Source organism: Geodermatophilus sp. SYSU D00698 (assembly GCF_054050335.1).
Genome location: NZ_JBJGZD010000017.1, coordinates 68,417 through 82,497, shown reverse-complemented (window position 1 = coordinate 82,497; position 14,081 = coordinate 68,417). Strand labels below are relative to the sequence as shown.

Here is a 14,081-nt window from a genome sequence, read left to right as displayed (position 1 = left end):
CCGGCGTGGCCGAGAACCCGGGAGCGACGGCGTCGGGGACGGTGTCCGCAGCCCGCGACCGCGTGGTCTCGCTGCTCGCCGAGCTGGGGGTGTCCGACCCGGTCCTCGCCGTCACCGACCTGTCCGCGCGGGTCGGCGTCGTGCAGGGCGTGCTCGCCGACCGGGTGCTCGACCTCGCCGTCACCGAGAGCGGCCGGGGCCGGCTGCAGGCCGAGCTGCGCGGCCGGCGGTGGGCCGAGGAGCGGCAGGTCGGCGTCCCCGAGGTGGTCGCCGCGGCCGACGACGGCCGGTGGCTGCTGTCCCGCCGCGTCCACCCCGGCCCCTCCGGCGGTCCGCGGTGGACCGCCGCCGCGGTCGAGGCGGCGGTGCGGATCGCGCCGCTGCCGGCGCCGGCCGGGCAGCCGTGGGAGCCGCCGGCCGGCGGGTCGCTGCGCCGCGCCCGGGCCACCGTCGAGGACGCCTCCCGGCTGGTGCGCGGCGGCGTGCGCCTGGGGGAGCTGCGGGCGGTCCGCGCGGCCGCCGCGCAACTGCCGCTGTCCGAGGTGGCGCACGGCGACCTGCGCGCCGCCAACGTCGTCGTCGACTCCGGCGGGCCCGACGGGGAGGGCCGGCTGGTGGTCCTCGAGTGGTCCGGCGTCCGGCCCGCGCCCCGGCACCGCGACCTGCTGACGCTGTGGGCCACCACGCCCGACGCGCAGGACCGGGCGCAGATCGGGGAGGTGGTGCTCTCCCGCACCGCCGGCTGGGAGGAGCCCGACGTGGGGCTGCTGTGGCACGCCGTCGCCCTCGAGCAGCTGGTGGCGCGGCTGACCCGCGCCGACCGCGGCGACGGCCTGGACACCGCCTTCGCCCGCGCCCGCCTCAACGAGGCCCGCGCGATGGCCGCCGAGCTGGGCAGCCCGTTGTCGACCTGATGGAACGGCCCGCTCGCAGGGGCCCGCGGCGAGCCTGCGAGCCGTGGGGGGCGAGGGGGTCCTCTCCTACCCCGTGGGGTCGATCTCCTCCGGGTCGCGGCCGAGCAGCACCGCCACCTGGTCCACGACGACGTCGCGCACGAGGTCGGCGAGGTCGTCGCGGTCGTGCGCCCGGATCTCCAGGGGCCGCCGGTAGACGACGATCCGCGCCGGCACCTCCCGCCCGTCCTCGCGGTGCGCCGGCAGCACCCGCGCCAGCGGCACCGTGCCGTCGTCGAGGACGTCCGGGTCGAGCACCACCTCGTCGGGGCTGGTGTGGTCGACCCAGGGCACGTCCTCGACGGCGAACTCCACGCCGGCCAGCTCCCGCTCCCAGCGGCGCTCGAGGTCCTCGACCGCGTCGAGCACCAGGTCGTCGAACTGCTCGGCGCGGCTGCGGGCGAGGGGGACCTCGTCGGGGACGAGGCGGCCCCGCAGGCCCCGGCCGTGCCGGTCGCGGCGGGACCGGGCGGGCCGGGAGCGGTCGGGACGGACGGGTCGGCTCATGGCGGGGCGAGCGTACGGCGCATCGCGGGGACGGGGCAGCGGGGCGTTGCCGTGCCCCCGGTGACGGGGCGCGCGGGGACGTCGGGTTGGATGGGAACGGAGGGGCGCCGGTCCGGTGTGCCTGTCGCCGACTCCCCGGGTACGCGGCTACTGTGCCCAGCGTGAGGAACCGGTGGTGAGGCAGTCACGTCGCTGCAGTCGCAGCGGCTGCGCGCAACCGGCGGCGGCGACACTGACCTACGTCTACGCCGAGTCGACCGCTGTCGTCGGCCCGTTGGCCACGTTCTCCGAGCCGCACAGCTACGACCTCTGCGAGTTCCACGCCGAGCGGCTGACCGTGCCGCGCGGCTGGGAGGTCGTCCGGCACGAGATCGACGTCGAGGACTCCGGCCCGACCGGGGACGACCTGCTCGCGCTGGCCGACGCCGTCCGCGAGGCGGCCCGCCCCGAGCCGCCGCGCGCCCCGGCCGACGACGGCCGCGGCACCCGCCGCGGCCACCTGCGCGTCCTCCCCGACCTGGACTGAGGGACTCCGCCGCTCGCACCTCCGAGGGATCCGCACCGGCCTCCGGGAGCCCGGGCCGGTGCCCGCGGATAGGGTCGGCCGGACCGGGGGACGCGCCCGGGAAGTCCAGGCGAGGGTGTGCAGTGACGGACCTGTCGGCGATCATCAAGGCCTACGACGTCCGGGGCGTGGTCCCCGACCAGTGGGACGAGGACGTCGCGCGGCGCATCGGCGCCGCCTTCGCCGAGTTCGTCACCACCGAGAGCGGTGCCACCGCCGTCGTCACCGCGCACGACATGCGCCCGTCCTCGGTGCCGCTGTCCCGGGCGTTCGCCGAGGGCGTCCTGTCCCGCGGCGTCGACGTCCTCGAGGCGGGCCTGGGCTCCACCGACCTGCTCTACTTCGCCGCCGGCTCGCTGGACGTGCCCGGAGCGATGTTCACCGCCAGCCACAACCCGGCGCAGTACAACGGCATCAAGCTCTGCCGCGCCGGGGCCGCCCCGGTGGGGCAGGAGTCCGGGCTGGTCACGGTCCGCGAGTGGGCCGAGCGCGACTCCTACGACCGCGTGCCCGACCGCGTCGCCGAGATCGGCCGGCGGGACCTGCTGCCCGACTACGCCGCCCACCTGCGCGGACTGGTCGACCTGTCGCGGATCCGCCCGCTCAGGGTGGTCGTCGACGCCGGCAACGGCATGGGCGGGCACACCGTCCCCGTCGTCCTGGCGGGCCTGCCGCTCGACGTCGTCCCGCTGTACTTCGAGCTCGACGGCACCTTCCCCAACCACGAGGCCAACCCGCTGGACCCGGCCAACCTGGTCGACCTGCAGGAGGCGGTCCGCCGCGAGGGCGCCGACATCGGCCTGGCCTTCGACGGCGACGCCGACCGGGTGTTCGTCGTCGACGAGCGCGGCGAGCCGGTGAGCCCCTCGGCGATCACCGCGCTGGTCGCCGTCCGGGAACTGGCCAAGGGCCGCGGGACGACGGTGATCCACAATCTGATCACCTCGCGGGCGGTGCCCGAGATCGTCCGCGAGCACGGCGGCACCCCGGTGCGCACGCGCGTCGGGCACTCGTTCATCAAGGCCGAGATGGCCCGCACCGACGCGGTGTTCGGCGGCGAGCACTCCGCGCACTACTACTTCCGCGACTTCTGGCGCGCCGACACCGGGATGCTCGCCGCGATGCACGTGCTGGCCGCGCTCGGCGAGCAGAGCCGGCCGCTGTCGGAGCTGACGGCCGCCTACAGCCGCTACGCCGCCTCCGGGGAGATCAACTCCACCGTGGCCGACGCCGCGGAGCGGACGAAGGCGGTCCGGGAGGCGTTCGAGGCCGACGGCGCGACGCTCGACGAGCTCGACGGGCTGACCGTCGACCTGCCCGACGGCTCGTGGTTCAACCTGAGGGCCAGCAACACCGAGCCGCTGCTGCGGCTCAACGTCGAGGCGCCCGACCGGGCGCGGATGGAAGAGCTCAGGGACCGGGTGCTGGGGATGGTGCGCGCATGACGCAGGGGACGACGCAGGGGCCGACGCAGGGGCCGCTCGGCCTGGACCCGCTGCTGCTGGAGGTCCTCGCCTGCCCGGACACCCACCACAGCCCGCTGACCGTCGACGAAGCGGCGAGCGAGCTGGTGTGCCCGACGTGCGACCGGGCCTTCCCCGTCCGGGACGGCATCCCGGTGCTGCTGCTCGACGAGGCGCGGGTGCGGGGCGGCGGGGGGACGACGGGCCGATGACCTCGCCCGAGCTGGCCGAGGAGGTCCTCGACGACCTCGACGTGCTGCGCGCCCGCGACCCGCGCGGCCTGCTGCCGGCCGTCGCCGGCGCCGGGGCGCAGGTGCGCGAGACCGCGCGGCTGACCGAGGAGGCCGGGCTGGGCCGGGTCACCGAGGGCGGCCGCCCGCGCGGGCTGGTGATCGTCGCCCGGCGCGAGGGGGCGGTGGCGGCGTCGGTGCTGCGGGCGCTGCTCGGCCCGTCCAGCCCGGTCACCGTCGACGTGGTCCCCGGCCCGGACCTGCCGGTGTGGACCGGCCCGACCGACATCGCCGTCGTCGCCACCCGGACCGGCGCCGGCCGCTACGCGGTGACCCCGGCCTACGAGGCGGCCCGGCGCGGGGTGACCCTGCTGGGCATCGGCGCCGACGACGCCCCCCTGCGGGCGGCCTGCTCGACCGCGCGGATGCCCTACGTGCCGCTGCCGCGCTCGCGGGTGCGGCACACCACCCTGTGGTCGCTGCTCACCCCGCTGCTGCGGCTGGCCACCGACCTCGGGCTGCTGCGGCCCGAGGCGGCCGACCCCGAGGCGATCGCCGCGGCCCTCGACGAGGTCGCCGCCGAGTGCGGCCCCGCGCGCGAGTCGTTCACCAACCCGGCCAAGACCCTCGCCCTCGAGCTGCTCGACGCGTTCCCGGTCATCGCCGCCGAGGGGCCGCTGGCCGGCACCGCGGCCGCCCGCTTCGCCGACCAGCTGGCCACCCTGGCCGGCCTCCCGACCAGCGGGTTCCGGCTGCCCGACCAGCGCGTCGCCGCCTGCGCGGTGCTCGGCGGGCCGCTCGCGCCGCGCGACGTCGACGACTTCTTCCGCGACCGAGCCGAGGACACCGGCCGCCGGCTGCGGCTGCTCACCATCCGCGACACCGACGCCGCCGACCACGACGGCGCCGGCGAGCGGGAGCCCCGCTCGGCGCACGAGGCGATGAGCGAGGTGCTGCGCACCGCCGCGGCCAACAACGTGCCGGTGAGCGGGCTGGCCGAGCACGGCGAGCCCGAGCGCCACGGCCGGCTGCCCCGCCTGGCGCAGCAGATGGCGGTGGCCGACTTCACCGCCGTCTACCTCGCGCTGGCCCTGGACCAGGAGCGGGCGCTGCGGCGCTGAGCCCGGCCCGGCCGGTGTCCGGGCGGCCGGTCCGGGGTACCGGACCGCGATCGACCGTGAGCGCACCCGACTGCTGACCGACTGGAAGGACCTCCCGTGGCCGGTGGACTCGTAGCCCTGTTCGACGACGTGGCGCTCCTGGCCCGCGCCGCGGCCGCCTCCATCGACGACGTCGGGGCCGCCGCCGCCAAGGCCGGCGTCAAGGCCGCCGGTGTCGTCGTCGACGACACCGCGGTGACGCCGCAGTACGTGCAGGGCATCGCCGCCGAGCGCGAGATCCCGATCGTCAGGCGCATCGCGACGGGGTCGCTGCGCAACAAGCTGCTGATCATCCTGCCCGCGATCCTGCTGCTCAGCGAGTTCCTGCCGTGGCTGCTCACGCCGATCCTCATGCTCGGCGGCGCCTTCCTCTGCTACGAGGGCACCGAGAAGGTCTGGCACCGGCTGCGCGGGCACTCCGCCGCGCACGGTGACGCCGAGGGGCAGCCGCCGGACGAGAACACCCTCGTGCGCGGCGCCGTCCGCACCGACCTCATCCTGTCGGCCGAGATCATGGTCATCTCGCTGAACGAGGTGGCGAGCGAGGGCTTCTGGTCGCGGCTGGCCATCCTCGCCGTCGTCGGCGTGGCGATCACCGTCCTCGTCTACGGCGTCGTCGCGCTCATCGTGAAGATGGACGACGCCGGCCTGCGGCTGTCGCGGTCGGAGAGGAAGGGCGTGGCCGGGTTCGGCCGCGGGCTGGTCAGGGGCATGCCGAAGCTGCTCACCGGGCTCACCGTCGTGGGGACCGCCGCGATGCTGTGGGTCGGCGGTCACATCCTGCTGGTGGGCAGCGACGAGCTCGGGCTGCACGCCGTCTACGGCGCGGTGCACCACCTGGAGGAGGCGGCGCACGAGGCCACCGGTGCCCTGGGCGGCGTCGTGGGGTGGCTGGTCAACACGTTCGCCAGCGCTCTGGTCGGGCTGGTCGTCGGCGCGGTGGTCGTCGCCGTCGTGACCCTGCTGTTCCACCGGAAGAAGGAGCGGGCCGCGCACGGGGCCGCCGCCCACTGAGCCCGGGCACCACTCCGGGGGAGGACAAGGGGGCGGAGGACCGGACACGCCGGCCACCCGGCACTAACCTGCCCGGTGATGTGGCAGATGACCAGCGCGGTCCGGCACTACCCCTGGGGTAGCCGCACCGTCATCCCCGAACTGCTGGGCGAGACCGTCCCGGCCGAGCAGCCCTACGCGGAGCTCTGGATGGGCGGGCACCCCGACCTGCCCAGCACGCTGTCGGACGGCACGCCGCTGGACAAGGCGATCGAGGAGCGGCCCGACGCCCTGCTCGGGCCCGCGGTGCACGAGCGCTTCGGCCCGCGGCTGCCGTTCCTCATGAAGGTGCTGGCCGCCGACAGCCCGCTGTCGCTGCAGGCCCACCCGACGATGGCGCAGGCGCGGGCAGGCTTCGCCGCGGAGGAGGCGGCCGGGGTCCCGAAGGACGACCCGACCCGCACCTTCAAGGACCCGTGGCACAAGCCGGAGCTGCTGCTCGCGCTGACCACCTTCGAGGCCCTGTGCGGCTTCCGGCCGGTCGAGGAGTCGCTGCACTGCCTGGCCAAGCTGCAGCTGCCCGAGCTCAAGCCGACCATCGCGGCGCTGGCCCGCGGCGGGCTGCAGGCGGCCATCCCGCAGCTGCTCGCGCTGTCGGGCAAGCGGCGCACGCACCTGGTGGAGGTCGTCGCGCACAGGGCGGCCGCGTTCGTCGCCGCGCACGACCCGGAGTTCATCAACACCTACCGCTGGGCCACGACCCTGGCCGAGGAGTACCCGGGCGACCCCGGCGTGGTCATCTCGCTGATGTGCAACCACCTCAAGCTCGCCCCCGGTGAGGCGGTCTTCCTGCCGGCGGGCAACCTGCACGCCTACCTGTCCGGGGCCGGCGTCGAGGTCATGGCCAGCTCGGACAACGTGCTGCGCGGAGGGCTGACGAACAAGCACGTCGACCTCGCGGCGCTCATCGAGGTGCTCGACTTCTCCGACGGCAAGATCCCGGTGCTGCACCCGGTGCTCGGCCCCGGCGGGCTGCGCTACCCGGTGCCGGTCGACGACTTCGACCTCACCCGCTGCCAGCTCGACGAGCTGGCCGGGTCCCTGACCACCCGCGGCCCGCAGGTCCTGCTGTGCACCGAGGGGGAGGCGGTCCTGGAGTCCACGGACGGCGAGGTCCGGCTGAGCAGGGGCCGGTCGGCGTTCGTGCCGGCCGGCGCCCCGGTCACCGCCCGCGGCCCCGCGGTCCTCTACCGGGCGACCACGAACCTGCGCTGACGAACCTGCGCCGACGCGGCGCGTGTCGCGGCTGACGGGGACGCGGCCGCGGACGTAGCGTCGGTCGTGCACCTCCGACCGGCCCGGCCGCGCCCCGCCCCGCTGCGGGCGGCGCTGGCGCTGGGCCTGGTGGCCGCGCTGGGGTCCGGGTGCACCGCCCTGCTCGGCGACCCGCCCGCCGTCCCGGCCGCCGGCAGCGCGCTGGAGGCGCTGGACTCCGTCGAGGTCCGTGGCCGCGCGCCGCAGACCGGCTACTCCCGCGACGAGTTCGGCGACGGCTGGGTCGACACCGACCAGAACGGCTGCGACACCCGCAACGACGTCCTGGCCCGCGACCTCACCGGGGAGCGCTTCGAGCCGGGCACCCGCGACTGCGTCGTCGTCAGCGGCACCCTCGTGGACCCGTACTCCGGCCGCACCATCGCGTTCCGCCGCGGCGAGGGGACCAGCGAGGCGGTGCAGATCGACCACGTCGTGGCGCTGTCCGACGCCTGGCAGAAGGGCGCCCAGCAGTGGGACGCCGACCGTCGCACCGAGTTCGCCAACGACCCGCTCAACCTGCTCGCCGTCGACGGCCCGCTCAACCAGGCCAAGGGCGACTCCGACGCCGCCACCTGGCTGCCGCCGGCCCGGTCCTACCGATGCGCGTACGTGGCCCGGCAGGTCGCCGTGAAGGTGACCTACGGGCTGTGGATGACCCGCGCCGAGCGGGACGCCGTCGCCGGCGTGCTGGACGCCTGCCCGGACGAGCCGCTGCCCGGGCGCGGCCCGCTCCCGGGCCAGGAGGCGCCGGGGAGCGCGCCGTCGGCGCCGGCGACGCCCTATCCCGACTGCGCCGCGGTGCGCGCCGCGGGCGCCGCACCCCTCCGCGAGGGCGACCCCGGCTGGAACCCGTCCCTGGACGGCGACGGCGACGGCGTCGGCTGCGAGGGCTGAGCCCGCCGGGCCCGCCGGGCCCGCTGCGTTAGGCTGGACGACGGCACGAGCCCCGCCGAAGCCTCGGCATGCTCGCTCACCTCAGTGACCCCGAGCCCCCGCCGCTGCCGGTGGGGGCCTCGACCCTGGAGCGACATGACCGCCTCTACCGGCACCCGCGTCCTGACCGACGGCGACTTCAGGGTCGCCGACCTCTCCCTGGCGCCGTTCGGCCGCAAGGAGATCCAGCTCGCCGAGCACGAGATGCCCGGCCTGATGGCGCTGCGCGCCGAGTACGGCGACGAGCAGCCGCTGGCCGGCGCCCGCATCGCCGGCTCGCTGCACATGACCGTGCAGACCGCCGTCCTCATCGAGACCCTCGTCGCGCTCGGCGCCGACGTCCGCTGGGTCTCCTGCAACATCTTCTCCACCCAGGACCACGCCGCCGCGGCGATCGTCGTGGGGGAGGGCACCCCCGAGGAGCCCGCCGGCGTCCCGGTGTTCGCCTGGAAGGGCGAGACGCTCGAGGAGTACTGGTGGTGCACCCAGCGCCTGTTCGAGTTCCGCGACGAGGACGGCGACGTCGTCGGCCCGAACATGCTGCTCGACGACGGCGGTGACGCGACCCTGCTCGTCCACCTCGGCACCCGCTTCGAGGCCGACGGCGCCGTCCCGGAGACCACCGAGGCCGACTCCGAGGAGTACGGCGTCATCCTCGACGTGCTGCGCGGCACGCTGGCCGCCGACGCCGGTTACTGGACGCGCATCGGCCAGGGCATCCAGGGCGTCACCGAGGAGACCACCACCGGCGTCATGCGCCTCTACGAGCTCGCCCGCGACGGCCGGCTGCTCTTCCCGGCGATCAACGTCAACGACTCGGTGACCAAGAGCAAGTTCGACAACCTCTACGGCTGCCGGCACTCCCTCATCGACGGCATCAACCGCGCCACCGACGTCATGATCGGCGGCAAGGTCGCCGTCGTCTGCGGCTACGGCGACGTCGGCAAGGGCTGCGCGGAGTCCCTGCGCGGCCAGGGCGCCCGGGTCGTCGTCACCGAGATCGACCCGATCAACGCCCTCCAGGCGGCGATGCACGGCTACGAGGTGACCACCCTCGACGACGTCATCGGCAAGGCCGACATCGTCATCACCGCCACCGGCAACCGCGACATCATCACCGCCGAGCAGCTCGGGCGGACCAAGCACCAGGCGATCGTCGGCAACATCGGCCACTTCGACAACGAGATCGACGTCGCCGGCCTGGCCCGCACCCCGGGCATCACCCGGACGACGATCAAGCCGCAGGTCGACGAGTGGCGCTTCGCCGACGGCCACACCCTCATCCTGCTGTCCGAGGGCCGGCTGCTGAACCTCGGCAACGCCACCGGGCACCCCAGCTTCGTCATGAGCGCCTCGTTCTCCAACCAGGTGCTCGCCCAGATCGAGCTGTGGGGCAACCGCGCGGCCTACGAGGGCCGCGAGCCCACCGTGACCGTGCTGCCCAAGAAGCTGGACGAGCACGTGGCCCGGCTGCACCTCGACGCGCTCGGCGTGAAGCTCACCGAGCTCACCAAGGTGCAGGCCGACTACATCGGCGTGCCGGTCGAGGGCCCGTACAAGAGCGAGCACTACCGCTACTGAGGGAGGACCCCCTCGCCCCCCACCGCTCGCTCCGCTCGCGGTGGGCCCCTGCGAGGGGGCCGTTCCAGGCCCTCACCCCGCCCTCCGGGCAGGGATCCGTGGGACGGATGGTGGCGCCGGACCGGTGATTCGGTCCGGCGCCCCCGTTATCCGGTCGTGACGTCGCAGAATGGTCACGTGCCTCCGACCGCAGCGAACAACGGGCCCAGTCGCGGCCGCGTCCTGGTCGTCGACGACGACGCCGCCCTCGCCGAGATGCTCGGCATCGTCCTGCGGCGCGAGGGCTACGACCCCGCCTTCGTCTCCGACGGCAACCGGGCGCTGTCGGTCTTCGAGCAGACCCGGCCCGACATCGTCCTGCTCGACCTCATGCTGCCCGGCCGCAACGGCCTGCAGATCGCCCAGGACATCCGCAGCCAGTCGACCGTCCCGATCGTCATGCTCACCGCCAAGGGCGACACCATCGACGTCGTCCAGGGGCTCGAGGCCGGCGCCGACGACTACGTCACCAAGCCGTTCAAGCCCGTCGAGCTCGTCGCCCGGGTGCGCGCCCAGCTGCGCCGCGGCGAGACCGGCCAGGCCGAGACGCTGTCCATCGGCGACGTGCACATCGACGTCCCGGCGCACCAGGTCACCCGGGACGGCTCGCCGATCCCGCTGACGCCCCTGGAGTTCGACCTGCTGGTCGCCCTGGCCCGCAAGCCGCGCCAGGTGTTCACCCGCGAGCTGCTGCTCGAGCAGGTGTGGGGCTACCGGCACGCCGCCGACACCCGGCTGGTCAACGTCCACGTGCAGCGGCTGCGGGCCAAGATCGAGCGCGACCCGGAGAAGCCGGAGATCGTCCTGACCGTCCGCGGCGTCGGCTACAAGGCCGGCCCCCCGTGATCCCGTGAGCACCACCGAGCGGGCGCCGGCGGCACCGGCGGACGACCGCGACACCGGCGCCCCGGCGCCGGCGCGCCCGGCCCCGGTCCGCGCGTCCCGGCGGCGGCCGGCCGACCTGCCCGCGCTGCGCCGCGGTCTCCGCCGGCGGGCGGTCCGGGCGCGGATCCGCGCCCGCCGGCTGGCCGGCCGGGCGGTCACCACCTGGCGGCGGTCGCTGCACGTGCGCATCGGCGCGATCACGATGGTCGTGGCCGGCACGGTCGTGGTGATCGTCAGCCTCGTGCTGTTCAGCCAGATCCGGACCCAGCTGCTGTCGGTCAAGGAGCAGGCCGCGATCGACCAGGCCCAGGCCGGCGTCGTCTACGCCCGGTCGGAGGTGGTGGGCATCGCCGCCGGTGACGCCGCCAGCGTCCGCGCCACCCTGGGCCGCACCGTCAACGGGCTGCTCACCCGCGGCGGCTCGGCCGGTGACTTCGACGTCGTCATGGTCTACCGCACCGGCAACGCCGAGCGGCCGCCCGCGATCAGCCGGCCCGGCGTCTACCCCGCGCTGCCCGACGACCTCCGGGCGGGCGTGCAGGGCGGCGGTCAGTACACGCAGTACGCGCTCGTCCCCGACGACACCGGCGAGCCGCAGCCCACGCTGCTGGTGGGGGTGCCCGTCCCCGGCGACGTCTCCTCCTCCGAGGCGATCGAGCTGTACTACGCGTTCCCGCTCGACCAGGAGGAGGAGACGCTGTCGCTGATCCGCAGCACCGTGGCGATCAGCGGCATCGCGCTCACCCTGTTCGTGGCCGGGATCGGCGTGCTCGTGACCCGGCTGGTCGTCGACCCCGTGCGCCGCGCCGCCGGCACCGCGCAGCGGCTGGCCGAGGGCCAGCTCGAGGAGCGGATGACCGTCCGCGGCGAGGACGACCTGGCCCGGCTGGCCACCAGCTTCAACGCCATGGCCGACAGCCTGCAGCAGCAGATCACCCAGCTGGAGGCGCTGTCCCAGCTGCAGCAGCGGTTCACCTCCGACGTCAGCCACGAGCTGCGCACCCCCCTGACGACGGTGCAGATGGCCGCCGACGTGCTGCACGAGTCGCGCGGGGACTTCCCGCCGCACGTGGCGCGGTCGGCCGAGCTGCTGCACGAGGAGCTCGACCGCTTCGAGCGGCTGCTGTCGGACCTGCTGGAGATCAGCCGCTACGACGCCGGCGCCGCCGTCCTCGACTGGGCGCCCACCGACCTCGGCGCACTGGTGGGCCGGGTGGCCGACGGGATGACCGCACTGGCCGAGCGGCACGGCTGCGAGCTGCGGGTCACCGGCCCGGCCGACCCGGTCATCGCCGAGGTCGACGCGCGGCGGGTCGAGCGGATCCTGCGCAACCTGGTCGGCAACGCCGTCGAGCACGGCAGCGGGCAGCCGATCGAGGTGACGCTCGCGGCCAACCGGACGGCGGCGGCGGTCACCGTCCGCGACCACGGCGTCGGGCTGTCCTCGGCCGAGGCGGCGCACGTCTTCGACCGGTTCTGGCGGGCCGACCCCTCGCGGGTCCGCACCGTCGGCGGCAGCGGGCTGGGCCTGTCGATCAGCCTCGAGGACGCCCGGCTCCACGGCGGCTGGCTGCAGGTGTGGGGCCAGCCGGGCCTGGGCGCGCAGTTCCGGCTCACCGTCCCGCTGGTGGCCGGCACCGACCTCACCAGCTCGCCGCTGCCGCTGCGGCCGACGATCGTCCGCCGGCCGGGGGAGCGGCGGTGAGGCGGCTGCCGGCCGCGCTGGCCGCCCTGCTGGTGGGGCTGCTCGCCGCGTGCTCGACCGTGCCCACCGGATCCGCGCCGCAGGCGATCACCGAGGCCCAGGCCCGGCCCACCGGCGACGTCGGCATCGAGCCGCTCGGCCCGCGCGCCGGGGCGCCGCCGGAGGAGATCGTCCGCGGCTTCGTCGACGCCGCCGCCAGCACCGTCAACGGCCACCCCGTCGCCGTCGAGCACCTGACCCCCGAGGCGGCCGCGACCTGGTCCGACGAGTCCGGCATCACCCTCGTGGGCCCGGACTACGCGACGGTGACCACCGGCTCGGGCGCCGTGGTCATGACCGGCGACCTGGTCGGCACCGTCGACCCGCGCGGCGTCTTCTCGGCCCCGAACGACACGGTCTTCACCCGCGAGTTCACGCTGGCTGAGGTGGGCGGCGAGTGGCGGATCACCAACCCGCCGGACGGCCTGGTCATGCTCGTCCCCGACTTCGAGCGCCTCTACGACGACCTCGCCGTCTACTTCGTCGACCCGACCGGCACCCGCGTGGTGCCCGACCCGCGGTACCTCGTCTCCGGGGACGCCCAGCCGACGACGCTGGTGCAGCGGCTGGTCGAGGGCCCCTCGCCGGCCCTGGCCGCCGGCGTCAGCAACGCGCTGGGCGGCGTGACCCTGACCCGCGCGGTGACCGTCTCCGGGGCGACGGTCACCGTCGACCTCGCCGGCCTCGACGACCTCGCGCCCAACCAGCTCGCCCAGCTGGCCGCCCAGCTGGTGTGGACGCTGGACCAGCTCGAGGGCACGAACTCGGTGGAGGTGACCAGCAACGGCGAGCCGGTCGCCATCGACGGCGTCCCCACCGTCCAGCGCACCGACGACTGGGCCTCCTACAGCCCGGACTCGGTGCCCGCCGACGCCGACGGCCACTACCTCGACGCCGGCCGGCTGATGACCGTCGACGGGCAGCCCGCACCCGGGCCGGCCGGTGAGGGCGCCTACGGGCTGACCGGCGCGGCGGTGTCCGCGGACCCGCGCACCAGCGCCCTGACCGCGATGGCCGGCGTCTCGGTGAGCGGGGGCACCGCGTCGCTGCTGGCGGGCCCCTACGGCCAGCCCCTGGCCCCGGTGATCACCGGCGCCGGCCGGCTGTCGGTGCCGACGGTCGCGGCCACCCGGCCGGAGTTCTGGGTGGTCCGCGACGAGAGCACCGTCGTCCGGGTGCCGGCCTCCGGGCAGCCGCAGCCGGTGAACGCCCCGACCCTGCCCGGGCAGGGCCGGGCGACGGCGCTGCAGCTCTCGCCCGACGGCGTCCGCGCCGCCGCGGTGGTCACCCGCGGGGACGACGCCGTGCTGCTGGTCGGGACGGTCGTGCGCTCCGACGAGGGCCAGGTGGCGCTGCGCGACCTGCGCGAGGTGGCGCCGTCGCTGACCGCCGTGGTCGACGTCGGCTGGCGCACCGCCGGCAGCCTGATGGTGCTCGCCGACGGCGAGGAGGGTGTGGTGCCCTACGTCGTCGGCGTCGACGGGTGGGGGCTGGCGACGGTGCCCACCGCCGGCCTGCCGAGCGCGCCGACGGCGCTGGCGGCGGCGCCCGGCCAGCTGCCGCTGGTCAGCGCCGGCGGGACGATGTGGCTGCTGGTCGGCGGCACCTGGGTGACGCTGCTGCGCGGCCAGCAGCCGGTGCCGGGCACCGAGCCCTTCTACCCGGTGTAGCGGAAGGACCCCTCTGCAGGCAGGAGGACGAGGTCCTCCTG

At 75.5% G+C, this 14,081-nt stretch carries 13 protein-coding genes; 12 read left to right on the top strand and 1 reads right to left on the bottom strand.

The annotated features are described in order from the left end of the window. Positions 1–5: 5 nt before the first annotated feature. A complete protein-coding gene (locus ACI8AB_RS15995; protein ID WP_456950907.1) occupies positions 6–914 on the top strand; it encodes a phosphotransferase in 909 nt (302 codons plus the stop codon). A 66-nt stretch (positions 915–980) separates the two neighbouring features. Here the strand turns inward: ACI8AB_RS15995 and ACI8AB_RS15990 are convergent, their stop codons facing one another. Further along, positions 981–1,460 carry a metallopeptidase family protein gene (locus ACI8AB_RS15990; RefSeq protein WP_387991485.1) on the bottom strand — a complete coding sequence of 160 codons (480 nt, stop codon included), beginning with the start codon at positions 1,458–1,460 and terminating at the stop codon, positions 981–983. A gap of 115 nt (positions 1,461–1,575) precedes the next feature. On the opposite strand from ACI8AB_RS15990, the gene ACI8AB_RS15985 reads away from it, so the two are divergent. The 11 genes from ACI8AB_RS15985 (at position 1,576) to ACI8AB_RS15935 (ending at position 14,040) form a co-directional block, all read left to right on the top strand. Continuing rightward, on the top strand, positions 1,576–1,986 hold the full coding sequence (locus tag ACI8AB_RS15985; RefSeq protein ID WP_456903293.1) for a DUF3499 domain-containing protein: 411 nt from the start codon (positions 1,576–1,578) through the stop codon (positions 1,984–1,986). Between the two features lie 122 nt (positions 1,987–2,108). Continuing rightward, positions 2,109–3,470, top strand: a complete 1,362-nt coding sequence (locus tag ACI8AB_RS15980) for a phosphomannomutase/phosphoglucomutase (RefSeq protein ID WP_456950906.1) — start codon at positions 2,109–2,111, stop codon at positions 3,468–3,470. After that, positions 3,467–3,700 (top strand): Trm112 family protein, encoded by a 234-nt coding sequence (locus tag ACI8AB_RS15975; protein ID WP_456950905.1) that lies wholly within the window; start codon positions 3,467–3,469, stop codon positions 3,698–3,700. The genes ACI8AB_RS15980 and ACI8AB_RS15975 overlap by 4 nt, the downstream gene beginning before the upstream one ends. Continuing rightward, on the top strand, positions 3,697–4,839 hold the full coding sequence (locus ACI8AB_RS15970) for an SIS domain-containing protein (RefSeq protein WP_456950904.1): 1,143 nt from the start codon (positions 3,697–3,699) through the stop codon (positions 4,837–4,839). Before ACI8AB_RS15975 ends, ACI8AB_RS15970 begins: the two co-directional genes overlap by 4 nt. Before the next feature lie 96 nt (positions 4,840–4,935). Next, positions 4,936–5,892: a DUF808 domain-containing protein gene (locus tag ACI8AB_RS15965; RefSeq protein WP_456950903.1), complete on the top strand. Its 957-nt coding sequence runs from the start codon at positions 4,936–4,938 to the stop codon at positions 5,890–5,892. An 87-nt stretch (positions 5,893–5,979) separates the two neighbouring features. After that, a complete protein-coding gene (manA, locus tag ACI8AB_RS15960) occupies positions 5,980–7,146 on the top strand; it encodes a mannose-6-phosphate isomerase, class I (RefSeq protein WP_456950902.1) in 1,167 nt (388 codons plus the stop codon). A gap of 66 nt (positions 7,147–7,212) precedes the next feature. Next, positions 7,213–8,082, top strand: coding sequence for a GmrSD restriction endonuclease domain-containing protein (locus ACI8AB_RS15955; RefSeq protein ID WP_456950901.1), 870 nt, complete (start codon positions 7,213–7,215; stop codon positions 8,080–8,082). Between the two features lie 135 nt (positions 8,083–8,217). Next, on the top strand, positions 8,218–9,702 hold the full coding sequence (gene ahcY, locus ACI8AB_RS15950) for an adenosylhomocysteinase (RefSeq protein WP_456950900.1): 1,485 nt from the start codon (positions 8,218–8,220) through the stop codon (positions 9,700–9,702). Positions 9,703–9,879: 177 nt separating this feature from the next. Next, positions 9,880–10,587, top strand: coding sequence for an MtrAB system response regulator MtrA (gene mtrA, locus ACI8AB_RS15945; protein WP_456950899.1), 708 nt, complete (start codon positions 9,880–9,882; stop codon positions 10,585–10,587). 4 nt (positions 10,588–10,591) lie between these two features. Beyond that, the gene (gene mtrB, locus ACI8AB_RS15940; protein ID WP_456950898.1) at positions 10,592–12,331 is read left to right on the top strand and encodes an MtrAB system histidine kinase MtrB; all 1,740 of its coding nucleotides are present in this window, start codon (positions 10,592–10,594) and stop codon (positions 12,329–12,331) included. Continuing rightward, positions 12,328–14,040: an LpqB family beta-propeller domain-containing protein gene (locus ACI8AB_RS15935; protein WP_456950897.1), complete on the top strand. Its 1,713-nt coding sequence runs from the start codon at positions 12,328–12,330 to the stop codon at positions 14,038–14,040. Before mtrB ends, ACI8AB_RS15935 begins: the two co-directional genes overlap by 4 nt. Positions 14,041–14,081 lie beyond the last annotated feature (41 nt).